Source organism: Evansella vedderi, from assembly GCF_030813435.1.
In the GTDB taxonomy this organism is placed as follows: Bacteria; Bacillota; Bacilli; order Bacillales; family Salisediminibacteriaceae; genus Evansella; species Evansella vedderi.
In genome coordinates this window covers 1-26,414 of record NZ_JAUSUG010000016.1, presented here as the reverse complement: position 1 = coordinate 26,414, position 26,414 = coordinate 1, and the positions used below count along the sequence as shown (strand labels likewise).

At 36.6% G+C, this 26,414-nt stretch carries 25 protein-coding genes and 1 pseudogene; 7 read left to right on the top strand and 19 right to left on the bottom strand.

Annotated elements, in window-relative coordinates; translation table 11 throughout:
* Positions 1–11: 11 nt before the first annotated feature.
* Together J2S74_RS18215 and J2S74_RS18210 are read right to left on the bottom strand one after the other, a co-directional pair.
* On the bottom strand, positions 12–176 hold the full coding sequence (locus J2S74_RS18215) for a hypothetical protein (RefSeq protein WP_307328272.1): 165 nt from the start codon (positions 174–176) through the stop codon (positions 12–14).
* 57 nt (positions 177–233) lie between these two features.
* Positions 234–1,472: an MFS transporter gene (locus tag J2S74_RS18210; RefSeq protein ID WP_307328270.1), complete on the bottom strand. Its 1,239-nt coding sequence runs from the start codon at positions 1,470–1,472 to the stop codon at positions 234–236.
* Between the two features lie 732 nt (positions 1,473–2,204).
* Between J2S74_RS18210 and J2S74_RS18205 the strand changes: the two genes are divergently transcribed.
* The 3 genes from J2S74_RS18205 (at position 2,205) to J2S74_RS18195 (ending at position 3,832) form a co-directional block, all read left to right on the top strand.
* Positions 2,205–2,522, top strand: coding sequence for a cupin domain-containing protein (locus J2S74_RS18205; RefSeq protein WP_307328268.1), 318 nt, complete (start codon positions 2,205–2,207; stop codon positions 2,520–2,522).
* 181 nt (positions 2,523–2,703) lie between these two features.
* Entirely contained in the window at positions 2,704–3,441 is a 738-nt protein-coding gene (locus J2S74_RS18200) for an endonuclease/exonuclease/phosphatase family protein (protein WP_307328265.1), read from the top strand.
* A 97-nt stretch (positions 3,442–3,538) separates the two neighbouring features.
* A complete protein-coding gene (locus J2S74_RS18195) occupies positions 3,539–3,832 on the top strand; it encodes a hypothetical protein (protein WP_307328262.1) in 294 nt (97 codons plus the stop codon).
* A 58-nt stretch (positions 3,833–3,890) separates the two neighbouring features.
* Here J2S74_RS18195 and J2S74_RS18190 read toward each other — a convergent pair whose 3' ends face one another.
* The 9 genes from J2S74_RS18190 to J2S74_RS18150 all read right to left on the bottom strand — a co-directional run bounded on the left by J2S74_RS18190 (position 3,891) and on the right by J2S74_RS18150 (position 12,877).
* On the bottom strand, positions 3,891–4,403 hold the full coding sequence (locus tag J2S74_RS18190) for a DUF3189 family protein (protein WP_307328259.1): 513 nt from the start codon (positions 4,401–4,403) through the stop codon (positions 3,891–3,893).
* A gap of 412 nt (positions 4,404–4,815) precedes the next feature.
* A complete protein-coding gene (locus J2S74_RS18185) occupies positions 4,816–5,199 on the bottom strand; it encodes a hypothetical protein (protein ID WP_307328256.1) in 384 nt (127 codons plus the stop codon).
* A gap of 108 nt (positions 5,200–5,307) precedes the next feature.
* Positions 5,308–5,700, bottom strand: coding sequence for a hypothetical protein (locus J2S74_RS18180; RefSeq protein WP_307328253.1), 393 nt, complete (start codon positions 5,698–5,700; stop codon positions 5,308–5,310).
* Between the two features lie 197 nt (positions 5,701–5,897).
* Positions 5,898–6,452, bottom strand: a complete 555-nt coding sequence (locus J2S74_RS18175; protein WP_307328251.1) for a GNAT family N-acetyltransferase — start codon at positions 6,450–6,452, stop codon at positions 5,898–5,900.
* A gap of 19 nt (positions 6,453–6,471) precedes the next feature.
* Positions 6,472–7,893 carry an MDR family MFS transporter gene (locus tag J2S74_RS18170; RefSeq protein ID WP_307328248.1) on the bottom strand — a complete coding sequence of 474 codons (1,422 nt, stop codon included), beginning with the start codon at positions 7,891–7,893 and terminating at the stop codon, positions 6,472–6,474.
* 505 nt (positions 7,894–8,398) lie between these two features.
* Entirely contained in the window at positions 8,399–9,310 is a 912-nt protein-coding gene (locus tag J2S74_RS18165; protein ID WP_307328245.1) for a glycine betaine ABC transporter substrate-binding protein, read from the bottom strand.
* A gap of 484 nt (positions 9,311–9,794) precedes the next feature.
* The gene (locus tag J2S74_RS18160; RefSeq protein WP_307328243.1) at positions 9,795–11,051 is read right to left on the bottom strand and encodes a glycoside hydrolase domain-containing protein; all 1,257 of its coding nucleotides are present in this window, start codon (positions 11,049–11,051) and stop codon (positions 9,795–9,797) included.
* A 291-nt stretch (positions 11,052–11,342) separates the two neighbouring features.
* On the bottom strand, positions 11,343–12,218 hold the full coding sequence (locus tag J2S74_RS18155; RefSeq protein ID WP_307328241.1) for a hydroxymethylglutaryl-CoA lyase: 876 nt from the start codon (positions 12,216–12,218) through the stop codon (positions 11,343–11,345).
* Positions 12,215–12,877 carry a GntR family transcriptional regulator gene (locus tag J2S74_RS18150; RefSeq protein ID WP_307328238.1) on the bottom strand — a complete coding sequence of 221 codons (663 nt, stop codon included), beginning with the start codon at positions 12,875–12,877 and terminating at the stop codon, positions 12,215–12,217. The genes J2S74_RS18155 and J2S74_RS18150 overlap by 4 nt, the downstream gene beginning before the upstream one ends.
* 324 nt (positions 12,878–13,201) lie before the next feature.
* Here J2S74_RS18150 and J2S74_RS18145 point away from each other — a divergent pair, with 324 nt between their 5' ends.
* The 3 genes and pseudogenes from J2S74_RS18145 (at position 13,202) to leuD (ending at position 16,475) form a co-directional block, all read left to right on the top strand.
* Entirely contained in the window at positions 13,202–14,404 is a 1,203-nt protein-coding gene (locus tag J2S74_RS18145; protein ID WP_307328235.1) for a CaiB/BaiF CoA transferase family protein, read from the top strand.
* Positions 14,405–14,426: 22 nt separating this feature from the next.
* Positions 14,427–15,832 (top strand): annotated as a pseudogene (gene leuC / locus J2S74_RS18140) (3-isopropylmalate dehydratase large subunit).
* A gap of 16 nt (positions 15,833–15,848) precedes the next feature.
* Positions 15,849–16,475 (top strand): 3-isopropylmalate dehydratase small subunit, encoded by a 627-nt coding sequence (gene leuD, locus J2S74_RS18135; protein WP_307328232.1) that lies wholly within the window; start codon positions 15,849–15,851, stop codon positions 16,473–16,475.
* Positions 16,476–16,611: 136 nt separating this feature from the next.
* Here leuD and J2S74_RS18130 read toward each other — a convergent pair whose 3' ends face one another.
* From J2S74_RS18130 to J2S74_RS18095, 8 genes are read right to left on the bottom strand one after another with little or no spacing between them, the layout of a single operon-like run.
* Positions 16,612–17,391 (bottom strand): enoyl-CoA hydratase/isomerase family protein, encoded by a 780-nt coding sequence (locus J2S74_RS18130; RefSeq protein ID WP_307328229.1) that lies wholly within the window; start codon positions 17,389–17,391, stop codon positions 16,612–16,614.
* Entirely contained in the window at positions 17,384–18,178 is a 795-nt protein-coding gene (locus tag J2S74_RS18125; protein ID WP_307328225.1) for an alpha/beta fold hydrolase, read from the bottom strand. Before J2S74_RS18125 ends, J2S74_RS18130 begins: the two co-directional genes overlap by 8 nt.
* A gap of 27 nt (positions 18,179–18,205) precedes the next feature.
* Positions 18,206–18,949: a maleate cis-trans isomerase family protein gene (locus J2S74_RS18120; protein WP_307328222.1), complete on the bottom strand. Its 744-nt coding sequence runs from the start codon at positions 18,947–18,949 to the stop codon at positions 18,206–18,208.
* 14 nt (positions 18,950–18,963) lie between these two features.
* The gene (locus J2S74_RS18115; protein WP_307328220.1) at positions 18,964–20,151 is read right to left on the bottom strand and encodes an FAD-dependent oxidoreductase; all 1,188 of its coding nucleotides are present in this window, start codon (positions 20,149–20,151) and stop codon (positions 18,964–18,966) included.
* Between the two features lie 33 nt (positions 20,152–20,184).
* Complete coding sequence (locus J2S74_RS18110) at positions 20,185–22,071, bottom strand: TRAP transporter permease (RefSeq protein ID WP_307328218.1); 1,887 nt, start codon at positions 22,069–22,071, stop codon at positions 20,185–20,187.
* Between the two features lie 58 nt (positions 22,072–22,129).
* A complete protein-coding gene (locus J2S74_RS18105; protein ID WP_307328215.1) occupies positions 22,130–23,155 on the bottom strand; it encodes a TAXI family TRAP transporter solute-binding subunit in 1,026 nt (341 codons plus the stop codon).
* Complete coding sequence (locus tag J2S74_RS18100; RefSeq protein ID WP_307328212.1) at positions 23,152–23,571, bottom strand: VOC family protein; 420 nt, start codon at positions 23,569–23,571, stop codon at positions 23,152–23,154. Before J2S74_RS18100 ends, J2S74_RS18105 begins: the two co-directional genes overlap by 4 nt.
* 4 nt (positions 23,572–23,575) lie before the next feature.
* Positions 23,576–24,187, bottom strand: coding sequence for an isochorismatase family protein (locus J2S74_RS18095; protein WP_307328209.1), 612 nt, complete (start codon positions 24,185–24,187; stop codon positions 23,576–23,578).
* Between the two features lie 214 nt (positions 24,188–24,401).
* Here J2S74_RS18095 and J2S74_RS18090 point away from each other — a divergent pair, with 214 nt between their 5' ends.
* Positions 24,402–25,757 carry a hypothetical protein gene (locus J2S74_RS18090; protein WP_307328207.1) on the top strand — a complete coding sequence of 452 codons (1,356 nt, stop codon included), beginning with the start codon at positions 24,402–24,404 and terminating at the stop codon, positions 25,755–25,757.
* Positions 25,758–26,414: the final 657 nt, after the last annotated feature.

The following is a 26,414-nucleotide window of genomic DNA, read 5'->3' as shown; positions in this document are numbered from 1 at the left end:
CCTATTATTTTTTAAACATTATTCCCTTGACATCCTTCCATTTCCTCTCCCTTACTAACTGAATCACATAAAAAACAGGTAAGTAGACCATCTGAATCGATAATCCCATTAAAAAAGCCATCAAGACATAAAATTTTCGTTCCACACATTTTACATTGACCTACTTCTTCCCGCATCCAACTAACCCCCTACCCTTTTACAAATATATATTCATCAAATGTGGCTATTTGGTTTTATCTTTGTAAGTGACGTTTTTCCTTATATAAGATCACTCCAACCAAACCAATTATAGAAAAGACAACTGGGGTAATGAAACCATAGTAATATCCAGCACTTATACTACCTGAAACAGCTTGAAAATGGTCCAATACTTTTCCAAAAATACTTGGCAGCAACACGGCACTTAGAAATCCACCCGTATTCGCAAACCCAGAGACAATGCCTGAATCTTTTATAGGAAAAGATTGACGAACGGCAGCAAAGGTTAAGGCATTCGCCCCATACGAAAGGCCAATAATAAAGAAAAGCATTATTAGCATGAAGAATGGAGGATTCCCATGAAAGAAAAGAAAGACGGACCAACTCAATAATAGAATAATGTGAACCACAATATACGGGCGTTTAATTGTTTCTAATCGACTAGCAATCGAACTAGCTAGAGGAGCACCAATAAGTGCCCCGATCAGTCCAAGCATGATCAGCTGACTTGCTTCTGTACGTGTCATTCCATACAACGTCATTCCATAAGGCACTCCCCAAGAGCTGATAAATCCTACATACGTACCCACAATCCCAAAGTGACAAAGGAATAAAGCCCATGCTTGTCGATTGGAAAAAATTCTTTTTAGTAACTTCCATGTTTTTTCCCGTTGTTTTTCATTTTTTATAAATACGGATTGTTTAGGTATTTTTATGAGGACAAAATAAAGGAGAATACCACATAAACATAGGAGCAGTCCTGCCGAGAAAAAAGCCGGCCTCCAACCAAGGAAATCAATCCATAAGGCGAAAGGGACTGTTGCCAAAAGGAAGCCAAGACTTCCTGTCATGGCTGTCACACCAATTAACCGTGTAAATTCCTTTGCTTTAAACCACTGGCTCAGTATTAACACCATATTGACCCAGATAGTAGCATCCCCTATGCCAGTTAAAATTCTAGCAAAAAATAAGACAAATTCATGGGTACCAAGACTATAAAGGATGGTTCCTAAACCAGTAAGGATGGCACCAACGATGAGAAAAAAATTGGGGCCATAACGATCAGCCAAAAAACCCATGGGAATTTGCAAAGCCGTATATACAAAAAATTGAATACTAGCCAGTAGCCCAATGGTTATTGCTGTTACTTTAAAGTCCAACATGATTTGGTCCGTGATCAACCCTGGAGCGGTTCGTTGGCTCGACATGAATAAATAAGTAAACAATACAGAAGCAAATACAACCCACCTAAACCGGCTATTTTGTTTGTCCATGATACCTACCCCTGTTAGGCTTTTTACTCTATATGTATGGTTTTTAGTTAACGGTAGGAACCAGTTTTTTATAAGAATATATCCATATGAAACACGAAATCCTTTGGAGATTCTACCTTCGCTTATCATCATCACCGGTTGAAACACGAGTTCCGGCTGTTCCTCCTCTTTTACGTTTCAACTTCCCCTTTTGTAACGCGAGTTCTTCCCGTTGCTCTTTTTTCGCGCTTCAACTTCTCCTTTTGTTACGCGAGTTCTGCCCGTTACTCTTCTTTCGCGTTTCAACTTCTCCTTTTGTAACGCCAAGTCCGGCCGTTGCTCTTCCTTCGCGTTGCAGCATGTTGTAAATGTCAAGCTAACTACGGACATTTTTGATTGTTTAAGAATGTACAAAATTACTCTTCATTATGATAATAGCATTTATATTCTGAGGACAAGATTTTCTGTTTCCATCAGTTCTTGTCCTCACTTCCAGCTTCTGAGGGCAAGATTTTTCTTTTCCATCGATTCTTGATCTTACTTCCGGCTTCTGATGAATCCCGAAAGCATTCTTTCACGGTTCATCTGCACTTTTGAAACGAAAATTCCGTCTATTCCTCTTCCTTCGCACTCCAATATCCCCTTTTAATAATCTAACTACCCAATTTTTAGCAGGAATTTAACTCCCCATACCGAATATGTTTATAACCTAGTAATAGTACCTAGTAATAAACCCAATTAGGAGGGATTGTAATGAGCAAGATGAACAGTATTGATACAAACTCAGTTAAATGGAAAACAGTAAATGATGGTGTTGATATGGCTGTTTTACGATTCGACCCTGGAGAAGTTCGCGCTATTTTACGTTTTGCTCCAGGAAAAGGGTATCCTCGTCACCGCCATCCGGAAGGTGAAGAAGTATTCGTTATAGATGGAATATACGAAGATAATGGAAAAGAATATGGTCCTGGGTCCTACTTGTATTATCCGCCAAACAGTGATCACGCACCTATCAGTCCAACAGGATGCACTATATTAGTCATGTCTCCTAAAACCCCTATCAACCTATAACCAAGAAAAAGAAGTGTGATGACATCATCTTTACGCTTCTTTTTAAAAATTAAACCATATGAGCGATGATAGGAGTTAACCAAAAGTGATTATGTAGACGGCCTTAAGATCAAGAAAATCTTTTCCATCAATATCGGGTATTATAGCTTTAGGAAAAGGTTGATAAAAAGAAGGTGATCATTTGCAAATAAAAGTCTTAACCTTTAATATTCACCACGGAAAAGGTCTTGATAAAATGGTCAATTTAAGAAGAATTAGTAACGTTATTAAATCATCTAAAGCGAATATCATCGGCTTAAATGAGGTGGATAAACACTTTTCTAAGAGAAGTGACTATGAAGATCAAGCGCAATGGTTAGCAAAGGACCTTAATATGGAATATGTATTTGGTCCAGCTATTACACTTCGGGGTAAAGGGCAGTCAAGTATTCGTCAATACGGTAATGCACTACTCACCCAATTTCCAATTATTAAAAGTAAAAACCACCCTTTTGATTTTTTACCACGAGTAGTCGAAGATAGAGCATTATTAGAAGTGGACATTAAAGTGAACAATAGAATTCTCACCATTTTCGTCACACATTTAAGTTTGGCACCGTTTCTACACCAAAAACAAACGCAATTTATATTGGAAACAGTGGCAGCATGTAATTATGTTCCCATTATGATGGGAGATTGGAATATGAAGCCGTTTTCGAAAAGTTGGCGACTAATCACTAGCCAATTAAAAGATACTAACACTGATCATAAGAGTAACTTTACGTTCCCATCTAGACGCCCCACCATGAAGTTAGACTATATATTTGTTAATCCCCAGGTTGAAGTATTGAATGCAGGTTCTTACGCTTATGATTTACAAGCTTCCGATCATTTACCTTTCTTGGCAACTTTAAAAATAAATTTATGCAATGACAAATAAAATAAAAAATAAAAAGAAATTAATAAATTGTATAATTAAAACTTCAAAAAGGGACTATATAGAAGTAATTTATTTCACTACATATGGAGGTATGATGATGCAACAGAACCAGAACCAACAACAACAGCAACAACAACAGCAAGCTACTCAACAGGCTCAACAAGCAATCCAACAAGCTCAACAAGCAGTTCAACAAGCAGCACAGCAAGTTAGTCCACAAGCTATTCAACAAGCACAGCAGCAACTACAACAAGCGACACAGCAATTAATGCAAGCTCAAAGTGCTGCTCAACCAGCACAGCAACAACAATTTCAACAGGTACAACAGGAATTACAGCAAGCAACACAGCAGCTACAGCAATTACAACAACAACAAAATCAGCAGCAGTAAAAACAAGGCACCGTTGGGATTACCAACAGGTGCCTTAATTTATTCGCAGCAACAACTATTATTTGTAGTTTTTATTTTCTAAGACAGTTACTTTTTCCCCATTTTCTCCTCGTCCTATTTTTTTCGTATTTTGAACTAATCGGTAAATATTATCACAGCATTGTTGGGCACCTTTTACTAATAATGGCACACCTATGGAGTCTATTTTTAATCCCCTTGAGAAAAAACCTCCAATAGACATGGCAATAGGTACCGTTGGTGATGTATTGGATAATATTATTTTTTCATTAAAATGAAATTTATCATCTAATAGTAAAGCCAACTCTTTTAATGCGGGTACAACAAGTTTGTTCCTTTTCCGACCAATGGAGTAAACGGAATGGCCATCTTCATCCGTACCATGAAAAATGAGCTTTCCGAAGTCTTTATTCGTTAATTTATTAAAATATTCTACATCTAAAATTTCTTCCTTCGTAAGTTTTCTTTCTGATTGAGGTAATTGGTTTAAATGATATGCAGCAGCCAAAGCTGTAGTATGTGTTCCACCATAATCATTATATATGTATATCATAACATCATCCCTATAACATTTTTATGCTATTATGCTCCATTATTCCAGTTTCCATTCCCATATTAATATTGACTTTATCCAATCGTAATATAATTAACTCAACACAATAATATTTCTAGAGATAGAAGAAAAAATACAATAGAAGTCAGCAAAACCCATTCACAGAAGAAAATGTTCAGGAGATATACGGCTACTTTGGAGAAGAATTGATTGTTGTCGTTGACGGTATGGATGACGAATACAAGTTCAGAAGAGAAACACAAAAGGAAAAGAAAGAGCAAGGCCAGTAGCTTGTTAACTGTTTGGATACTTTTTCAACAAAGTCAAACCTGTCCTCCTTAGTAAAGGTACGAGGGGACAGGTTTTTTCATAGCATAAACAGAAACTCCTACCATTTGTTCTATTCTATCAATTAATAATCTCTTTTAAAGTGCATGTACCAAGAAATTCTCTTTGAAAATAATAAATAAACGAGGGCGATGGTATAAACGATTATGGAAATGACTATCCATACCGATTCAAAGGTGGACACTGCATTTCTGAAAATAAAAATAATACTCCAACTAACATTTACAAACAATATGAGTATATTAATCACTTTCACCCAAATGTAGCCTTTGTTCATTAATAACAATAAAATGATATAAACGGATAAGGAAAATGCATTGATTACTGCTGTTTCAAAAGTATCTTTGTAAATAAGTGCTTCTACAAAGATCGATAAAACTCCGTGAATAATCAACATGGTGATGATATTTGAAAGTAGTGCTTTTCCCTGTTCCTCCATATTTTCCATAACTAACCCCTTTTCCTACAACATAGCTATGTATATAGTTCCCTAAGTATTGGTGAATTCCCTCTAATACTGGAACAAGAACGCATAATAAATATGTTTATTGTAAGCTCAGATCCTCTTACTTATCATTTCAACACGAATAAATAATAGGATACATGTTAATCCAATAATCGCAATAGCAAAGGGCGACATAGAAACACCTTTAACAAGATGTTCCATAATAAACAAATAAACAGCAAATAATGAAATCGTTATCACTTTAGCTAAAACATCCGAATTTATATTTTTTTGGAAAAAAGCAAGAAATAATTCAAAAATATAACCAATGATGATTAAAAACAATGGGAATAGAACCATAAGAAAACTATACAAAAACAAAGACGAAATAGATTCATAGTAAAAATGTAATGGAAAGGCTTTACTTGCAAGAAACACTATTAACGAGATTTTTCCAAGGAAAAGGAAAAACGTAAAAATAATGATAAACAGTGAAACAACCATTAAATTCTCCCTTTAATTGTTATTTTTAGTTTATTTATTTCGGACCTTCTCACTTATTTTGTCAAACCCTAACCAACCAAAGTAAATAATTAAAAATAATATTAAAATAGAAAAGCTTTACTCCTTTCTTGAAGTAAAGCTTTCCTTTCGTCTATTCTTTGCCATTCAAAATCCTTATTTTCAATTATATGAAAGGGTTAATTATCACGTTGCTCAAGCTCCTTTATTTTTTCCAGCCATTCATTTTCCAAAATGCTCATTTCCCACAAACTCCAGTAGTGGTCCCCCATTTTTCTTGACTCCCTTAGGAGGCCTTCCTTAACAAATCCTGCTTTTTCATAACAAGCAATTGCCGAAGTATTAAAATCAAAGACTCCTAGGCTCACTCTGTGTAATTTAAGCTCATCAAATGCAAGTTTAAGCATCTCGGTGATCATGTGTTGGCCAACACCTTTCCCCCGTACCTTTTCATCACCAACTAATACTTTTCCAATTCTAGCTGATTTATTTTCCCTATCAATCTTTCCTAAGGAAATATGGCCAATGACATTCCCCGTTTCCTTATAAACAACACTATAAACCAACTCATGAGCATTTTCCTTATTCGCGTCTTTAAGATAATTCTCTAATTGCTCCTCATTTAAAGGATACTGAAAATGAGGTCCACTCCATTGCATTAAGAACTCAGGAGAGTCTATCCAATGAATGAGCTGTTGAAAATCCGAAGTTTGAAAAAATCTTAATTCTATCATTGAAAATTCACCCGTTTCTTTAACCTGCACTGGCTTCCCATTCTTCGTCCGTCGGCGGGTAGGTTCGTTTCACTTTAAAGGAAAGAATCAACGATACAAATGTCAACACACCAATCATTCCAAATGCGATGATTGCTCCGAATATATCAGGATTCGCTATTTGAGGGATGTTAGCGCCCACCCTTTCCCCCGTTGTCATGGTTGTTACTAACAACCCGGTTCCGATAGATGCCGACATCTGACGTATCGTATTCGTCACCGCCGCCCCGTGTGGTATCAGTTTTCTCGGTATTTGATTCAACCCTGCCGTGTTCACTGGCATCATCACCATGGAGAAGCCAAACATCCGGATAGCATACATGACGCTCAAATACATAATAGAAGTCGTTGTATCAATGAACAGAAAAGCAAATGTAGAAATAGTCATAATGATTAGACCAGGAATGGCTAAGACCCGTGCACCGAATCTATCAAAAATTCGTCCCGTAATAGGAGCCATGAAACCTGCGATCAGTGCCCCTGGGAGCAAAACAATTCCTGCCTCCATCGCTGTAAACCCGCGCATATTGTGCATATACAATGGAATGAGTGTCTCCAGTCCAATAAGTCCCAAAAATCCAATACTGCAAATGATCGTGGATAGAGTAAAAATACGTGCTTTGAAGACACGGAATTCCAGCATAGGATGACTTATCCCAAGCTGACGCTTAATGAAAAGGAAAATCGTTAAAGACCCCAGAATCAAGAAGATTATTGTCAGAGGGCTCCCCCAGCCATTATTCCCCGCACTGGTGAAACCGAAAAGAAGTCCCCCGAAACCAAAGGTAGACAACATAATCGATAGGGGATCGACTTTCGGATTCTTTAGCTCTGTCACATTCCTCATACTAAAATACGCTACAATCAACATGATCAGGGCTAATGGAATAATTCCCCAGAACATGTAGCGCCAATCGTAATTCGTTGTCACCCAACCAGACAGGGTCGGCCCAATTGCTGGTGCAAAGGAGATAACAAGACCAATATACCCCATGGCCGCTCCCCTCCGTTCTACTGGGAAAATCAGCAGAAACACCGTCTGCATTAAGGGAAGCATGATCCCTGCTGCAATGGACTGAATGATCCTACCAGTAAGTAAGATAGGAAAATTTGTCCCTATTGCAGCAACCACAGTTCCAAGGGTAAAGATCCCCATGGCCGTCATGAACAGCTGTCGCGTCGTGTATTTTTCAATTAAAAAAGCAGAAATGGGAACCATAATACCCATAACCAGCATAAACACAGTCGTTAACCACTGTCCCGTATTTGCTGTTATATTCATTTCAATCATGAGAGGCGGAATGGCTGTAATCATTAATGTTTGATTCAAAACAGCAATAAAAGCCCCTGTAAGCAGAAGTCCCGCAATCAGTACCTTACTATAATTTTCATTCTGTTCCATTACAAAAACTCCTAATTAATAATCTTTTAAACTAATAAAAAAAATATTTACTAGCTAAATCTATAACTTTAAAACTGAGTCTAATTTCTTTCTGTCCTTCATTAAGTATATCTAAATACTAATATTTCGTAATACGAAATAACTTTTAATAATATTGTTAATGGATTTCCTTCGTAAGTTAACACTTTACCCTATGGACACGTTCCACGTCAAAAGTAATACATCTCATCTCAGACGCTTTTTTTGTCCACGTAATAAAGAAACACCTGCGCCGTAACAAAAGCAAGTGTTCACTAAAGCTCGTTCACATTTTGGTGTTGGTAACACTAACGGTCAGTAATAACTACAGGCATCACCTCCTTTTATTGGAGATGAAGCCAAGCCTCTATGAGTTCTAAATTATTACCCTACTATTATATCATTTAAACCTAGAAAATCATAAATTTCCCATAAAGAAAATGGCCAGATTACTTTTTAAAGAAGTAAATCTGACCATTACCTATTTCTATTCTATTGGAGGTAAGTCCTCAATGGAATCAATGTCCATATATGCCGGAACAACATAACCAATTCTTGTACCTGTTAAGTTCGGTCCTAAGTCAACAATGTCATCTTGATATTGTTCATAGAAAGAACCGTGTGTTAAAGGTAACCATGGAGCAAGGGATGCATCACCTTCACCATTAGCTATAGCCTGAAACATAATAGCAGGGTCGACAGGTGTTAATGTTACATTATACCCAAGTTGTTCTAATACAACCTCCATTACATGGGCAGAGGCACGTTCTGTATCCCACGGAGTTAATACTAATTCGATTGCTTTGCCATCTACCATCTCTACGCCTTCTGTCCATTCATTTACTTTCTCCTGATTCTCTTCTACCCAATTTTTTGCTACTTCTTCAAATGGCTTTTCTTGTGCAGCAAGCATTACTGCTTCCATATCTTCCGGTTCCCAGTAGAAACGATCAAGAACTTGATACGCATTTGGCATATCCTCTTCCAAACCTTTTCTTACTATTGTATTTATGTCCTCAAGTCCACCAAATACCCCTTTTGGATCCTCTAAGAATTTTAAGTCAAAAGAAGCAAACTTGTAGTGTGGAGTCCAGCCCGTTACAATAATTGGTCGTTCATTTTGAATTGCCTGATCTAGCTCCGTTAACATACCTGCAGTTGATGATTCTAGAATTTCCCATCCCTCTAAGTTTTCATATTCCTCTAGAGTGCTAAATGAACGTTCCATTATTCCTGCTCCAGGCTCAATACCTGTAATTGTATAATCTAACGCTTCACCTAGGCTAACAATCTCCTCTCCTTCATTACCATTATTCTGTGCCGTTTCTTCCTCACCACAGCCAGTTAACAGTAAAGAAAAAGATAAGGCTAGCGTAGTACCTATTAATTTTAATTTCATCAAAATTCCTTCTCCCTTCTATGTAATAACAACTTTTTGAAAAGTACGTATGAATCATACAATATATTCTGTACGTAGTAAATTTTGATAAGACTTCATATTTTAGGATTTAAGATAATGAGAAATAGTTGGAGCACTGAGCCTAAATAATTCATAGAAATAATCCTCCATATTCCCAATCACTTTAAATATAAACTAAAAAAAGGACCTGTCCCCAATGCGTTAACGCTTGACTACACCGGAGGTCAGGTCGCTTCAATCAACAATGCTAAAAAAATAAAAAATCCCGTCTCCAAGACTATTTATTAGTCTCGGGGACGAGATATCCTCTCAATTTGTAAATTTTCCTTATTATAACATTATAATCTTAGGTGTTTCTTTTGCATACTCTAAAATCCTTTTATATTATTGTTCCATGTTCTTCTTAAGGACTACGATTATTTCAATGCTTTCCAAATTGTTCATCCAATGCTATTCTCCTTGGTTAACTTGACCATAATGCGTCAAAGACATTGCTGTCAAAGTGGTTTGTATCAATGTTACATGTTTCTGCATCAATACCGTATTGCCATCCGGCGATTAAAGCCCCTTCAGGTGCTAGAGGATCATATTCTGGTGCATTTTCTTCTGTCGTAATGCCATGTTCTGGAGATGACGTCCACACGTAATTATTTTCTAGTAAACTAGGATTTTCCTCTGCCGCTATTTCATAGGCAGTATACAGTTCCCGGTCAGGATGAAAAATTCCATAAACGCCAGATTCATATTCTGACTCTTCTAAGGCATCATACCAGCCAAGAAGGAAGTCAGCATCTATCGGATAGATGGGTTCCACATTGGCAAAAATGGCTACTCCTTCAGGGATTCCGAAGTCCCTAGCCATTTCAATAGCAGCTGTCGCTTCACTTTGCCCTTTTTCATAACCAGTAGCATCGGTGAAGTGATTCCAAATTACCATAATATCAATGTCATTGGAGTGGAGAAGTTCCACTTCTTCTTGAGTCAGACCATAGGAAACGCCTTCTTTATCTCCCAAGTATCTTGCCCAAACTTGTGGATCACCAAAGTTTTCACGGACACACATAAGCATATCTTCTGTTGTCAAGCTTGCAGAATCAACTCCCCACACGGTATCAGGTGTTTCTCCATTAGCTTCTCCATTTCCGTTACCATTTTCTTCACCATTATCTGCTTCATCCCCGTTACCATTATCTTCGCCATTGCCTGTTTCATCCTCGGTACCATTGCCACTTTCACCGGTACCGTTTTCTTCTTCCCCGTTTCCATTACCTTCAATATTATTGATAACGTTATTGGTTACATTGACATCAATATTCACTTCAATGTTGTTCGTGACACTATTATCAATCGTGTTATTGGAACTATTTGTTATATTATTTTCTATTTGGTTATCAATTGTCGCATTGTCTCCGTTAATGTAATTTTCAATATGATTATCTATATCCCCATTCCCACCGTTTATTGTATTCTCAATGTTATTATCGATTTCTCCATTGTTCCCATTAATTTCGTTTACGATGGAGTTATCAATATTTCCTCCATCTGCATTAATCTCATTATTTATTGTATTGCTGATATCACTGTCTCCACCGCTTGATTCTTCCACCCCTATTTCTGTATCTTTGGAAGCAGTTACTGGATTGGACCGATCCATACTGCCATACATATAGAAGGTGAACGCAGTGAATACAATTAAGACAAAGGAAACTATATATGACATCATTTTATTTTCATATATCACTCTCTAAACCCCTCCTTTAACTTACGGTGACATAGTACGTTAAACGAGCTGGCTTCGTGAGGGATACACGAGTTTTTGGGTGTTTGTTTAGTAGATTATTAGAAATCTAAAACCACATATTAAGGGATATATCTTTGCTTCAAGGTATTCCATTGTTTCCGTTTTTATTAACAGTGCCTATGTGTCTTTTAATAAAAAACAGAAAATGTCTAGCAACATTTTCATTTGTTGCTAGACAATAATTATCAAGTATTATTATACTTTTTAATATTAAGTCCTGATTAACATTCCTTCTAAATGAAGACCCACAGATTTTTCTAACCAACGTGACGTTTCAATCAATTTGTTATTTGAAATACCAGTCTCTTCTCCCATTTGCTCAAACATATTTATGAGATCTTCTGTACATACATTTCCTGCAGCCTTAGGAGCAAAAGGACATCCACCTAACCCTCCAATCGATGAATCAAATCGTCTTACACCAGCCTGATAACCGGCATATGCATTTACAATTCCAAGTCCACGTGTATTATGAAAATGAAGCCCAAATTCTACTTCTTCACCGAGCTCTTTATATAATAATTCTATTAAACTCTTTACTTGTGCAGGATTAGCAAGTCCTGTTGTATCTGCTAATGTAATTTCGCTTGCTCCCGCATTAATAAATTTCTCAGCTATACTAACAATCTTCTTCTCTGAAACAGTTCCTTCATAAGGGCAACCAAATGCAGTTCCTAAAACAGCATTTACTTTTCTATTAGCTTGAACACCTTCTTTTACTACTGGAATCAATTCAGCTAATGAATCATCTACATTTCTCCTGACATTTTTTTGGTTAAAAGTATCACTCGCAGCAACAACTACATGCAAAATATCTATATTAGACTCGATAGCTCTCTCAAGTCCAGATTTACTTAGTACCAAACCTCCGAATTGGACATCATCATTCCTTGGGATTCTTTTCATTACTTCAACTGCATCTGCCATTTGTGGAATAACTTTAGGGTTGACAAAAGACACTGCTTCAATTAATTTTACGCCAGAATCAATTAAGCGTGTAATGAGCTCTACTTTCTTTTCCGTTGAGAGTTGCTCCTTTAATGTTTGCAAACCATCCCTTGGACCTACTTCACAAATTTTTATCACTTAACTACCTCCTTATGAAAATATTTTAAAGTTTCCTCACTAGTTAGTACAAAATCTCTACCTGTAAATATGTGATCTTGCATAACGACCATTGCTTTTTCGAAATCACGATTTCTAATTGCATCAAACAACTTGGCATGTGCCTCATATGATCTCTGAATATCCTTTCGGTTAAACCAATAAAAAGAAACGAACACTAATGGTAATACGACTACCTTTGAAATATGAAAGTGTAAATGTTCATTTTTGGATGCTCGAATAACAGTATCATGAAACCGGCTATTATTATCCATAATTTTCCTAGTAATTTCTTCATTACCTAAGTCACATTCGAGTAAAGATTCAAATTCATTTATCAAACGTTCCATTTCCAATAGATCCTCTTCATCACGACTCAACGCAGCTTCCTTCGCTGCGAAGCTTTCAAGCAACGCACGCAAGTCATAGATTTGCTTCACATCATTTTTAGTAAATTCTCTAACCATTAAGCCTCTATTCAGTGAAGTTACTAGCCCATCAAATTTTAAACGTTTTAAAGCTTCCCTTACAGGCGTTCTGCTGACTGCAATTTCTTTTGCCAAAAACTCCTCCGTTAATCGTAACCCTGGTTTGTATTTACCTGTGATAATAGCATTTTTAATAAACTCATATGGATCCATATCTCCCCACCTCACTACCTTTATTGTATACAATAAAAACAAACAAATCAATTAACAATTAAAAAAACCTAAATAATTCTCTTTAAAATCAACGAATAGCTTATCTGTTTTTTTAATATTCAAAAAACTTATTTACTCTTTGTATACAATCGTGTTATCATTATAATAAGTTTCCACCAGGTTCTTACCCCTCAACCTGTGAAAACTTCCATACACATCCACTAAATTTATTTTTTTCTAATTATTTAAATTAGGGATTTGCACGTCAAGTTGATAAGTATCTTTTCACTTAATTTATCAACTGAACCAAAAGGAGGAATTGTAATGGACAATGAAAAGCTACCTCTAGAAGGTGTAAGAATAATTGAAATGGGTTCTTTGCTAGCTGGACCTTTTACTGGAAGATTATTAGGTGACTTTGGTGCAGAAATTATAAAAATTGAGGCACCTGATAAAAAAGACCCAATGAGAGATTGGGGAAAACAAAAGGATGGTCACGGACTTTGGTGGCCGATTCAATCTAGAAATAAGAAATCCATTACCCTTAATCTCAGAGTTAAAGAAGGCCAAGAGTTATTTAAACAACTTGTCAGAGAAGCGGACGCTATTATAGAAAACTTCAGACCTGGAACACTGGAAAAATGGGGTCTTTCTTATGAGATATTAAAAGAAATTAACCCCGGTATTGTAATGGTTAGAACTTCTGGTTTTGGTCAAACAGGTCCATATAAAGATCGCGCTGGATTCGGAAGTGTGGGTGAAGCGATGGGAGGGTTAAGATATGTGACAGGCTTTCCAGACCGACCACCATCTAGAATCGGCATATCAATCGGAGACACACTCGCCGCCCTATTTGCCACGATCGGGTGTTTAACTGCACTTTATGAAAAAAAAGAATCAGGAAAAGGGCAAGTAGTGGATACCGCCATCTATGAAGCTGTATTCTCCGTAATGGAAAGTATTATTCCTGATTATTTACTAACTGGCTATATAAGAGAAAGGATGGGAAATATCCTTCCAGGAGTCGCACCTTCTAATATTTACTTAACAAAGGATGACACCTATATCGTTATCGGCGCGAATGCGGATGGTGTTTTCAAGCGACTTTGCCAAGCAATGGGAAGACCAGAACTAAGCGACCATCCCAAATACGCTACTCATCATGCTCGAAGTGAAAATATGAAAGAATTAGATCTATTAATCGAGGACTGGACCAGGACTCTTTCAGCGGAAACTAGTTTAAAACTACTCGAAGAACATGGGGTTCCATCTGGACTGATATATTCTGCAAAAGAAATACTTGAAGATCCACAATATAAGTCGCGTGACATGATTATTACTACTCAACACGAACATCTTGGAGATTTTCCCATGCCAGGTATTGTGCCAAAATTAAGCCGCACTCCAGGCAAAGTAAGGCACGTTGGTCCTGAAAGTATCGGCAAACATAATGAATACGTGTACAAACAAATCTTAAAAATAAGTGAAAACGAGATGAATAGACTTAAAGAATCACAAATTATTTGATTATGTAAAGGATGGGTGTATCATGGGTAAAACATTATATGAAAAGATTTGGGAAAGACATGTGGTACACGAAGAAGAAGACCAACCAGCAATTCTGTATATTGATTTACACCTAATACATGAGGTTACTTCGCCGTAAGCATTCGATGGATTAAAAGCGGAAAGTAGGAAAGTCAGGTGTCCTAAACTAACGTTGGCAACGGTTGACCATGCGATCCCAACAACCGATCGCTCATTACCCTTTGAAGACCCCATTGCTAAAAAGCAAGTCGATATAATCGAAGAAAACTGCAAATTATCCGGAATAAAACTGTTTAATATGTTTAATCCCACCAGGGAATCGTCCATGTTATCGCTCCTGAATTAGGATTAACTTTACCTGGCCAAACAATAGTGTGTGGGGATAGTCACACCCCCACACACGGAGCCTTTGGAGCACTTGCTTTTGGTATAGGCACTAGTGAAGTTGAACATGTTCTTGCAACACAAACATTAAGACAATATAAATCTAAAAACTTGCTATTAAAGTTAGAAGGAAAGCTTCCATTAGGTACTACCGCCAAAGACATAACCCTCGCAATCATTGGTGAATATGGACACGACTTTGCAACAGGTCACGTGATCGAATTTCAAGGAGAAATTATTAAAAACCTTTCTATGGAGGAAAGGATGACAATCTGTAACATGGCAATCGAAATGGGAGCACGCGCAGGAATGATGGCACCAGATGATGTCACATTTCAATACTTAGATGGTAGACCTTACGCTCCTAAAGGTGACAAACTTTCCGATGCAATGGAATATTGGAGAATGTTATACAGTGATGAAGATGCACATTTCCATACTGTTTTAAGTTTTAATATCAACAATGTCTTACCGCAAGTAACTTGGGGAAGTAATCCTAGTTTGGTTGTTCCCATCAAAGAGGTTATTCCTGAACCAAGTTCATTATCTAAAGAAAGAGAAAGTATGGCAAGAAAAGCATTAGAATATATGGATTTGAAACCAGGCACACCAATCGAAACTATTACGGTAAACACAGTCTTCATTGGATCTTGTACAAATAGTAGAATCGAAGACCTTAGAAATGCAGCAAAGGTTGTCAAAGGTTATAGAGTAAATGAAGGTGTTAGGGCACTAGCTGTACCTGGGTCTCAACACGTAAAGTCACAAGCAGAATCGGAAGGTTTGGACAAAATATTTACGGATGCTGGATTTGAATGGCGAGAAGCGGGTTGCAGTATGTGTTTAGGAATGAACCCAGATGTCGCAAAACCTGGTGACCGAGTTGCTTCCACTTCCAACCGTAACTTCGAAGGACGTCAAGGTAAAGGGGCTAGAACACATTTAGTAAGTCCAGAAATGGCAGCTGCCGCAGCTATCGCGGGACATTTTGTTGATGTAAGAAAATGGGATTTCATATCTTAAAAGGGGGTTATAAAATATGATATCAAATCAAACTACCGATAAACGATCGTTTAGAGAAGTCCATAGTATTGTTGTACCCTTAGATCAATCCAATATCGATACTGACGTTATCCTTCCTAAACAATTCCTAAAAAGAGTAGAAAAGTCAGGCTACGGAAACTTCCTTTTTTACGATTGGCGGTATTTAAATAATGATATGGAGAATCCAAACTTTATTTTAAATAAACACCCTTATCGTGAATCTAAAATTCTCTTATCAAGAAAGAACTTTGGTTCAGGTTCATCTAGAGAACATGCCCCTTGGTCTCTACACGACTTTGGAATCCGAGTCATAATCGCTTCTTCGTTTGCAGACATCTTTTACAACAACTGCATCAAAAATGGGATCCTTCCTATTCGATTAGATGAACATACAATTAATCAACTATTCGAATTAACAAAAGACCAACCTTTAAAAATGATAGTGAAATTGGAGACGAAAACAATAGAGTATGGAAGCTACCATACTATCTCATTTGAAATTGACAATTACTCACGCTATATGCTTTTGAACGGGTTAGATGAAATTGCGTTAACACTTAAGCACGAAGAAAAATTAAAGGCGTTTGAAGAACGACATAAAATTTATTATTCTATTTATTAATATCGGTCGGTTACGAGTCAATACCCCGATGGTAATACCGTAGTTGTATTATCATCGGGGTATCCTTATAAGAACATCTCGACCACAAAAAGCGTGTTTACCAATATCAGTAAGATCGGTAAACACGTTTTCTACATTAATTATATACGGGAGTTCTCTTTTCGATAAAGGCTGCTACCCCTTCTTTTCCGTCTGGTTCCCCAACTTGTTTTGAAATTGTATTAGATTCTAGCGTTAAATGGCTTTCTAAATTTTCTAAGAAGCTTTCATTTAATAGCTGCTTCGTCCTTCCTAGAGCCGTTACAGAATTTTTTACTAAGCTATCAATTATTTTTCGACTCTCATCTTCTAGCGTTTCATCATTCACTGCCTCTGTAATTAATCCTAAATTTACAGCTTCTGTTGCACCAATTACAGGATTGAGGAGTAACAATTTTTGAGTTTGTCGAAGACCAATAAGCCGGGGTAATAAATATGTGCATGATCCATCAGGGGTTAACCCTACTTTCGTATAAGACGCTGTAAATTTTGCCGTTTTTGCAGCTACTACAATGTCACAAATACTCGCAAGACTTAGCCCCGCTCCCGCAGCGACTCCACGTATCACTCCTACTACAGGCTTCTCCATTTTAATAAGGAGACAAATAGCTTGATGGAGATAAAGCGTTACCTCTTTTAAATAAGCAGAAACATTCTCTCCTTGAGATTGAAAACTGACTAAATCTCCACCAAACGAAAAATTCTTACCTGCCCCTTTTAAAACGATAACTTTCAAATTTGTTAGTTGAGAGACTTTTAATGCTGTTTCAAATAATTGCTTTGCCGCCTCTAAGTCAAATGCATTGCCTTTCTCAGGATTGCTTAAAATAATCGTTCCAACCTTATCTTCTATAATTAATTCAACTTTTTTATCCATCAACCTCAACCCCATTTAGAAATTTCTTAATAAGTGCGGATGTTTTTTCAGGTATACGCTGTGAAAGTTGGCCTGGAACATCCACTATCCACTCATGTACAACTTGATTCGTAAGCTTTAAAACGTCTTTATTTTTGTCTACCAAGACATCTCCGTTTGCAGTTAGCAACAAAATTGGCAGTTGAATGATAGAAAGCCCATTACCAGGATCATAGTTAAACGCTTCCCGATAACCCCATTCATAATTTTTACCAGCTTTTATTATTTGTTGAACTCCTTTGTGTATCATTTCTTTGGATATAGCTGGTTTAAATTTCTCTTCAAAGTATTTCCACCACTCTTGAAGATGACTTCCATCTTCTTTTATTAAGAATTTAGGTAATTTTTGGTGAAAAAGCTTTCGTTCTTCTTCAGTAAATAGGGGCACTCCACTTAATATAAGGGACTCCACTCTATCGGGTTGCTGTACTGCCATTTCTATCCCTAAGCTCGCCCCTCCATGTACTCCATATATAACGAAAGAATCAACACCAAAATTATCTAACATGTCAAAAAACAACGATGCTACTTCTTTAAATGTTAATGGATTTTCCGGTTGCGAAGACTCTCCAAACCCCGGATAATCAGGTGCAATAATGCAAAAATCATCTTTGAGAAAAGGAAACATTGGTAAAAAAACTTCTGACGATAAAGGCATTTCATGAAGTAATAATATGACTTTACCATCCCCTGTATGGTGATAATGGATATTTCCATTACCATATTGAAAAAAATGACGCTTCACCATCTAAATGACAATACCTTCCTTCTTAATTTAGAATTTATTGAACAGCGATGTAAAACCGTCAAACTGGTCTTTAATCCCCTCTTTTCTTAAGGCATGCCACAATGTAGCTGCATTAATTGGTATAACTGGCTTATTCAACCATCTTTCTGCTTCATCAGCAAGTTTCACCATGGAAAGGTTTGTTCCAACTTGGACGATAGCATCCACATCTTCTTCATTTACTTCATAAATTGCCTCCCGAAGTTCATCCTCTGTTACATGTGCAATTGATACAGCTGTCGGGCATTTTAATCCTTTAATATTTACAACTTCGTAACCCCAATCATTGAAAAAGTTTACTACCTGTTCATCACCAACTCTTTGGTACGGTGTAACCACGCCAATTTTTTTTGCACTGTGAAGTTGAAGCGCATTATGACATGCAGCAGCTCCAGAATATACCTTAAGTCCAGTTAACTTTTCTATATTTTCCTCAAACTTTTTATTTCCCTCCTTTCCACCCCAGAATGTTTCCGCCGACATTCCCATAATGATCGCATCAGGTTCACAAGTCATTACATCTTTAATTGCCCTCTCCATAGAAGCCCGTACTTGTTCAAGAAGATTTTCAAAGCCTGAATCATCATCAATAACAGGATTCTCAATGTAAATTCTCCCCATATGAAATGTAACACCTCTTGGTGCCATAAAATAGTAATCTGGTTCCACAATCGTGTTCGTCGAAGGTGCCAACACCGCTGCTTTCAATCGAAAACCTAAAGCATCTGTCATAAAGATTCCCCCTTCTAGATTATACGTTCACAGTTTTTAAACCCCTTAATCATAGAAGTTTCCATTAAATAATCCTTCATTTTCTCCCTATCATCCATCATCGCTTCCATCATTCTCTTCCGTTTTTCAAATTCTTCTTCACTACTTGCCGCTGCTTCATTCTTTATTGTGTGCTTTTGAACTTCTTCTTTAGCAGCATGCTGACGTTGTACTTCAAACCTTTGTAAAAAATCTATTTCTTCATTACCCCTCCAAACTTTCTCTAGGTAATTCGCAAGAACATAGGCATCGTGAATACCACTGTTCATCCCCATTCCCCCAAGAGGATTGTTTACATGGGCAGCATCCCCAATTATCGCAATTCTCCCAACTAAAAACTTTTTCGCAACTCTTTGATGAGCTTTGTAAATTACCCAATGAAAAATATCAAACTTCTTATCTCGCCTGGAAAAGTTCTGGATTCGCTCCTGAATATAAGTCTCATCTATATCTTCTTCTCTTTTGGCAGGATCCAAAGGAAAAAGAAATTTCCACATGCTCAAGTTTTGGATAATTGCGATCCATTCCTTTGGATGGGAAAAATAGCTGACTGGTGCAAGTTCAGGGTATTCTTCTGTGAAATCATGCCCTTTAACACAGATTAATAAATGGTGTTGAGGGTACGTTAATCCAACAAAAGGAATTCCTAATGACTTCCGAACAATACTAGATGCTCCATCTGCCCCAATAACAAAATCAAATTCTTCCTCAACTACTTTTCCTTCTCTATTAAAAGTTGCTTTCACTTTTTCAGGATCTTGCTCTATGTCAATTAAGGTCGAATCAAAAATAATATCAATGTTATAGCTCTCTTTTAATTCTTTTTGGATTATTTCTGTTAAATGGTGTTGTTCACATTGAAAACGGTAGGGAAATTTTGTTTCGTCCTTTAACACATTAAGTTTTAAATCTGCAACGAGTTCATAGTTTCTACGATCCCAATATTGAAAATTATCAACAATTAAACTCCTATTCTTTACACCCTCTAATATCCCTAACTCTTCGAAAATTTCAAGAGTTGGTGGATGTAGAGTTGAAGCTTTCGGAACAGTCGTAAGCGCAGACTCTGATTCTACTATAGTCACTGAAATATTTTTCTTCGCAAGAGATAGAGCCGCAGACAAACCAACAGGACCTGCCCCAACAATTAGAATTCGTTCCACTTTATTCCCTCCCCTTTTATAAATCGATCTTACCTACGCAATCTGTTCACCACGATATTCCATTCTCTTTCTCACACTTCTAATATGGAGATAAAAGACACAAATAAGACTTATTACGCCTAATGTATCAGTAATTCCATCTTGAATGATTAACATAATGGATGTTACTAAGAAGAGGATACGGTAAACAGGAGCAACACTACCTTTGATATATCCTAATATACTTATAGTTAAAGTAAATATACCAAGGAGAGTTGTCAAAGAACTCCATACGATTTCGTTAACGCTACCCATCATTAATAATGAAGGATTCAATAAAAACGAAAATGCAATAATCATCCCAGGAATCCCTAAGTAAAAAGCATAAACGCCTGTTTCATGACTGTCACTACCAGCTATACCAGATGCTGTGTATGCTGCTAAGGCTACTGGCGGTGTAATCATTGACATAACTGCCAGATATAAAATAAATAGGTGAGCAGCCATCGGCTCAAACCCTAAATCTTGCAGGGCTGGGGCAAGTAATATAGAGGCCATTATATAAGCTGATGTAGTAGGCATTCCCATCCCAAAAATGATACAGCCTATTGCAATAAGGATAATTGACAATGTAGTAATACCAAAGGACCAGTCGATAATAAGTGATGAAAACTTAAGTCCTAATCCAGTATGCAAGACAACACCTACGATTATCCCTGCTACCGCACATGGAATTGTTACTTTGACTGCAGACTTTGCACCATTGACAAAAGCATCCAATGTTCCTGTAATACCAGTTCTTGTTGATGGGAAAAGATTACTAATTATAACTAGAAGAACAATAGAATAGAAGGCTGAAACTTGTAAAGAACTACCAGAGAAAATCAAGTAGATAAGCAATAACAGTGGAATTAACAAGTGAAATCTTTTGAGAATTTCTCTCGTATCAGTACTTAACTCCACGTCAATATCTGAAGTTTTTTTATTTTTTTCTTTTATTTTATCTGCTTGGATATGGACCATAATAAATAACGCAACATAATAGAGCAAGGCCGGAATTAAAGCTGCAAAAACAACATCCGTATACGGTACGCCGAGTGTTGTAGCCATTAAAAATGCAACCGCTCCCATAATAGGGGGCATTATTTGTCCACCGTTTGATGACAAAGCTTCAATTGCTGCAGCAAACTTCGGAGAATACCCCGCTTTCTTCATGAGAGGAATAGTAAATATTCCGGTACTGGCAACATTAGCTACACTACTGCCATTGATCGTCCCCATCCCACTACTAGCAAAAACAGCCGCTTTAGCAGGTCCACCTTTCGCTTTCCCTGTTAACTTAAATGCAATATCAATAATCAGTTTCCCTCCACCCGAAATTTCAAGAAAAGCTGCAAACAGAACGAAGTAGAAAACATAATTTACAACTACACCAACCGGGATTCCAACAATACCGTCACCAGAAAAAAACATAATCTCTACAAACCGTTTAAGCGGGAGTCCGCTATGATTCAGCAGCCCAGGAATATACGGGCCAACGAAGCCATAAGCAATAAATACAACCGCTAAAATAGTCATCGCTTTCCCTACCGTTCGTCTAGAAGCTTCCAAAACCAAAATGGTTACTATAATACTAAAAAAATAATCAAATGGTTGAAGGTCTGAAACGAAACGGGTTCGGGAAATTAATCGTTCAAATTCTATAAATATATATGCACCAGAAGCTAGAGATAAAAAAACTAGTCCGTAATCACTATATTTAGCAAAAATATTCTTGGAATCTTCCCCTCTTCTAAATAGAGCAAAAACTAACCCTAATGCAAAAGCTAAATGAATTGTCCTTTGCAATTGTGAATTAAGTGTTCCGTACGAGGCAATATAAATTTGAAACAAAGCCCATAGAATACCTATTATAGAGACGATCCCTAGATATTTCTTCATTTAATCACCCAATTCATTCGTATATAAAGCGGGGGCACTTTAAGCCCCCAATAACGGATTAATCGATCGCACCGACTTCTTCATAGAATTTTTTTGCTCCATCATGCAATGGGATATATCCATTCCGAGATGCATACCCAGCCTGTTCTGGAATAAAATCACCCATTGCAGCATGCGAACGTACCATTGCATCTTTATTTTCATAAACAGCTTTTGCTAAGTGATAAGCAAGTTCATCATCCATATTTTCATTTACAATGTAAGTTACATAAAAACTAGGTACGAATACTTCATAATCCTGATTCCTAAACTCTCCTGCTGGAAAAACAGGTCCGCTATCGTAGCCGATATTAGTAAAGAATTCATGATATTCATCCTCGATACTCATAAGCGTGATATCTGTCATTGTGGCAATTTCTGCGACAACTTGGTGTCCACGTCCTAGTGCCATAATGTGTAAGTCAGCTCTATTGTCTTGAAATGCCGTTTGGATTACATCATTTGACGTAAATTCAACATTTCCTCCAAAACCCTCTATTGCATCATAATCCATTCCATAAGCTTCTAGTGTCAATCTTGTGTTATATTCAGCTAAAGTCCCCCGTTCATTTACATAAAGATTTACAGGAATTTGCTGATCTTTTATATCTTTTAAAGATTCGATGTTATTACTCTCCAAGAAGTCTGTTCTAGCAATTACACCTATAAAATATTCATTCATACCACCAACTAAACCTCTGATATTCGAAAACTCTTCTTCATAAGCAACAATTCCGTTATACGCCCAATTACTGGACATATTAAACATTATCCCAATGTCAGCTTCTCCTTTTGAAACTAATTCTGCATTTCCAATCCCACCGGAATATGGTAAAACTTCTAAGTTTATCTCAAAAACAGAGTTATCATTACTTAAAATTTCAGCCAATGCCGCAGTATAAATATAAGCTGACGTTTGTTGTTGATTAGTTGCTGCAGATATATCGTATCTTCCGCTTTCACTGGCATCACTGTTACTAGAATCACTGCATGCAATTAAAAACATTACCATCATACTTATCACCATTAATATGATCTTTTTCATTTTTTCCCCTCTTCCTTTAGTTTTTCTTCTACAATTTGAATCTTTGTTCCCATCGTTTGATTCGAATTAAGCCAAAGCAACTGCCAATCTACACCCGTACTTGGGTTTAAACCTTTTACATCCATCCCATACATTTCTAGAGTTTTTCTACCTAACTCTAAATCATCCACTTCATAAGCGATATGAAAGAACCCTTCACCGTATTTTTCTAAATGTTCATATGGTTTATGTCCTTTCTCCTGAGGACAAATCAGTTCCAAGATTAACCCCTCAATCTGGAACAACGCGATTTCAGCCCCCCTTTCTTCAAAGTAAAATCGCTTAAAACAGTTTAGCTTAAATACATCTTGATATAGATGGATCGCACGCTCTAAATCACGAACTACAAACGCAATATGGTGAACTCTATTAATCATGATCCTACATTCTATTAAGCTCACTTAAAACTGTATCTAGTGAGCGAACATCTGCATATTTTTGATTCATATCATATAGATTTGCTTCATGTGCCTTTGAAGATCGATCGCCAACGCATTCCATAGGCACTGTCACACGATAACCATACTGAAGACCATCAACAACTGTCGCACGTACACAACCTGAAGTTGTGCATCCAACTACGATCAATGTATCAATCTTCATACTTGTTAACAAAGAATGAAGATTAGTCCCAAAAAATGCACTAGCAAACTTTTTAACGACCAGAACCTCCTTACGTTCATCCCATTCCAACCTACTATCAACTTCTGTATAAGAGGAAGTACTTCTCAGCACCTCTAGTGCTGGAACCTTTTTTACAAAATAACCACCATCTAGTTCAGGGGCGTCGTAAGAAACAGTAGTAAATAGTACTGGAATTCTATTACTCCTCGCTTCACGTAATAGTTTCTTGGTAGCTAATAACTCAGAAGAATATTCTGAACCTAGCGGACTATCAGGGTCAGTGAATCCTTTAATATAATCCACAACAATAATTGCCGGATTCGTTCCAATTCCTATCTGGTGACCAAAGCCATCAAAATAACCACTCACAAATCCACCCCCATATTAGAATTCCTTTAAAAAGATATTAACACGATTGTATGCAATAAATCAAAGTATTTTTTTAAAAATTTCGAAAAATCTAATTAATTGCCGTAATAACAAGGTTTTTTGTGGTAAGATAAAATTCAAATACATATAATTTATTGTGATTTTTTTACTTTGTATACAATAACCTCAATTTTATATATTAGGGGGACTTTTTATGTCAATTAAATTATTTAGACCAGCCTCTGTATTATTACTAGGGTTTTCAACTCTTTTTTATGAAATCACTGACTTTAGTTTTATGGAGTGGATTATTAGCTTTTTGGCTCTTATTGTGATTCTCTCATTTCTTCCTTACTTAACACCGATCCCTAAAACCTTGATAATATCACTCCTTGGAGTTTCCATTATTCTTTACACACTTAACGGAAGTTTATATCAAGCCTTTATGGGGTTTAACATGAATGCATCCATCCTTATGATCTTTATTTTTGTTCCTTTACTATCCATCCCGATTAAAGCTGGAAATTACCTTACCTATATTGACCAAATTCTAAGCAGTTATATGAAAACAACATCTCTTCTTTACACGTTAATTAAAGCGTCCGTTTTAGGTGTAGGGTCTATTATGGGGATGGGAACTGTCCCTCTCATATATCATTTGACAAATACTAAATTAGTCGAACCATATCAGTTATACCAAGTAACTGCAATCGCCAGGGGGTTTTCCCTCTCATTTTTATGGTCTCCATACTATATATCCATCGCATTTATTATTTCTTACTTCCATGTCTCCTGGACAGATATTGTACCTTTTGGATTGTTACTAACATTAATCGGATCTTTATTAGGAGTTTTAATTATAAAGGGGAAATATTTGGAGGAATTGAACTCTAACTTAGATAAAACAACAATCAATCGAAAAGCTAAAATAAAGTTAATTGAGTTAGCATGTATTATTATTTTTATGACAACCATCTCTATCATCATCGATACACAAGTTGAGCTAACCATGCTTAACATTATTTCGATAATAGCCATTGTCATGTCCCTTGTTTGGTCTTTATTTTATCAATCTAGCAAAAGTTATTTTAAAAGTTTATTTACATTTACTCAAGAACGCATTCCATCAATGGGCAATGAACTATCGTTATTTATTGCAGCAGGAGTGATTGGACATGCAATATTAATAGTAGAAGCAGACCACCTGATCACAAACTTTTTTTATGTTGTTGGTATTAATCACGTTTTAATTGTTATTCCAATTGTATCTATCGTTATATTATTTTTCTCCTATATTGGTGTATTATCTATAGTTCCAATTACAGTTGTATCGATTGCTCTCACTTCTTCTCCACTATTTATTAACGATCATCTTATATTAGCTTTAGGCATTTTACTTATATGGTCTATCACCGTGGTTTCGTCTCCGTTCTCAGGGGTAAATCTTATATTATCTTCTTTAACAAAAATAAGCCCTTTCAAAATAGGGATTCAATATAATTTAAAATTTTCACTTCTGTTTTGGCTTTCCGGTTATATGATAATTCTGGCATTATATTATGTATTGTAATAGTTACTCAATTCTTACCGCAGTGGATTCGAGTAGGAGGGAGCCTCTCTAACTATATTGATTGTGCTCCCCCCTCTTAGAACCGTACGTGCATTTTTCCCGCACACACTCTTTCCTATCAACCTTCACAATATAGCTAATCTTCTCTCGAAGTTCGTATATATTTACTTTCACTCGTGGCCTTGGGAGAGGAAAACCTAACAATATAAGCAAGTCCCTTACATTCTTTTCTTACATTCTTTTCAAACCATAGGTCCAGAACATAACGATCATACACATTTGCAAGAATCGGGGAAGCAACACCTCCTTGAGGTGTGCCAAAGTCTTCTTTATTGTTTTTAGCTCCTCCCAGACCCCGTTTTTAAGAATCTAGCTATTCTGTTTAACATCACTTTGGCTCCATCCTATTAAAACAACATATAGTATCACTAGCATTGCATTAATTAAATCAGATGATTCATAATACTTAAAATCTTCAATTTTTTAATGGTTATACAACAAAAAAATCCTTTACAATGGATGTACAGGGGTCCTGTCCAAATCCAAAAGTAAAGGATATCAGCTATGGACAAGAATACACTATTTTCTTCATTTGGTAAATGGGTTTCACCATTAAATATTGAAAAACTTTCTGAATTAGTTATGGAACACAATCAA

Coding starts and splice junctions, on each gene's coding strand:
- J2S74_RS18215 (WP_307328272.1), bottom strand. CDS start 176: ATGCGGGAAGAAGTAGGTCAATGTAAAATGTGTGGAACGAAAATTTTA.
- J2S74_RS18210 (WP_307328270.1), bottom strand. CDS start 1,472: ATGGACAAACAAAATAGCCGGTTTAGGTGGGTTGTATTTGCTTCTGTA.
- J2S74_RS18205 (WP_307328268.1), top strand. CDS start 2,205: ATGAGCAAGATGAACAGTATTGATACAAACTCAGTTAAATGGAAAACA.
- J2S74_RS18195 (WP_307328262.1), top strand. CDS start 3,539: ATGCAACAGAACCAGAACCAACAACAACAGCAACAACAACAGCAAGCT.
- J2S74_RS18190 (WP_307328259.1), bottom strand. CDS start 4,403: ATGATATACATATATAATGATTATGGTGGAACACATACTACAGCTTTG.
- J2S74_RS18185 (WP_307328256.1), bottom strand. CDS start 5,199: ATGGAAAATATGGAGGAACAGGGAAAAGCACTACTTTCAAATATCATC.
- J2S74_RS18180 (WP_307328253.1), bottom strand. CDS start 5,700: ATGGTTGTTTCACTGTTTATCATTATTTTTACGTTTTTCCTTTTCCTT.
- J2S74_RS18175 (WP_307328251.1), bottom strand. CDS start 6,452: ATGATAGAATTAAGATTTTTTCAAACTTCGGATTTTCAACAGCTCATT.
- J2S74_RS18170 (WP_307328248.1), bottom strand. CDS start 7,893: ATGGAACAGAATGAAAATTATAGTAAGGTACTGATTGCGGGACTTCTG.
- J2S74_RS18165 (WP_307328245.1), bottom strand. CDS start 9,310: ATGAAATTAAAATTAATAGGTACTACGCTAGCCTTATCTTTTTCTTTA.
- J2S74_RS18160 (WP_307328243.1), bottom strand. CDS start 11,051: ATGTCATATATAGTTTCCTTTGTCTTAATTGTATTCACTGCGTTCACC.
- J2S74_RS18150 (WP_307328238.1), bottom strand. CDS start 12,877: ATGGATCCATATGAGTTTATTAAAAATGCTATTATCACAGGTAAATAC.
- J2S74_RS18145 (WP_307328235.1), top strand. CDS start 13,202: ATGGACAATGAAAAGCTACCTCTAGAAGGTGTAAGAATAATTGAAATG.
- leuD (WP_307328232.1), top strand. CDS start 15,849: ATGATATCAAATCAAACTACCGATAAACGATCGTTTAGAGAAGTCCAT.
- J2S74_RS18130 (WP_307328229.1), bottom strand. CDS start 17,391: ATGGATAAAAAAGTTGAATTAATTATAGAAGATAAGGTTGGAACGATT.
- J2S74_RS18125 (WP_307328225.1), bottom strand. CDS start 18,178: ATGGTGAAGCGTCATTTTTTTCAATATGGTAATGGAAATATCCATTAT.
- J2S74_RS18120 (WP_307328222.1), bottom strand. CDS start 18,949: ATGACAGATGCTTTAGGTTTTCGATTGAAAGCAGCGGTGTTGGCACCT.
- J2S74_RS18110 (WP_307328218.1), bottom strand. CDS start 22,071: ATGAAGAAATATCTAGGGATCGTCTCTATAATAGGTATTCTATGGGCT.
- J2S74_RS18105 (WP_307328215.1), bottom strand. CDS start 23,155: ATGAAAAAGATCATATTAATGGTGATAAGTATGATGGTAATGTTTTTA.
- J2S74_RS18100 (WP_307328212.1), bottom strand. CDS start 23,571: ATGATTAATAGAGTTCACCATATTGCGTTTGTAGTTCGTGATTTAGAG.
- J2S74_RS18090 (WP_307328207.1), top strand. CDS start 24,402: ATGTCAATTAAATTATTTAGACCAGCCTCTGTATTATTACTAGGGTTT.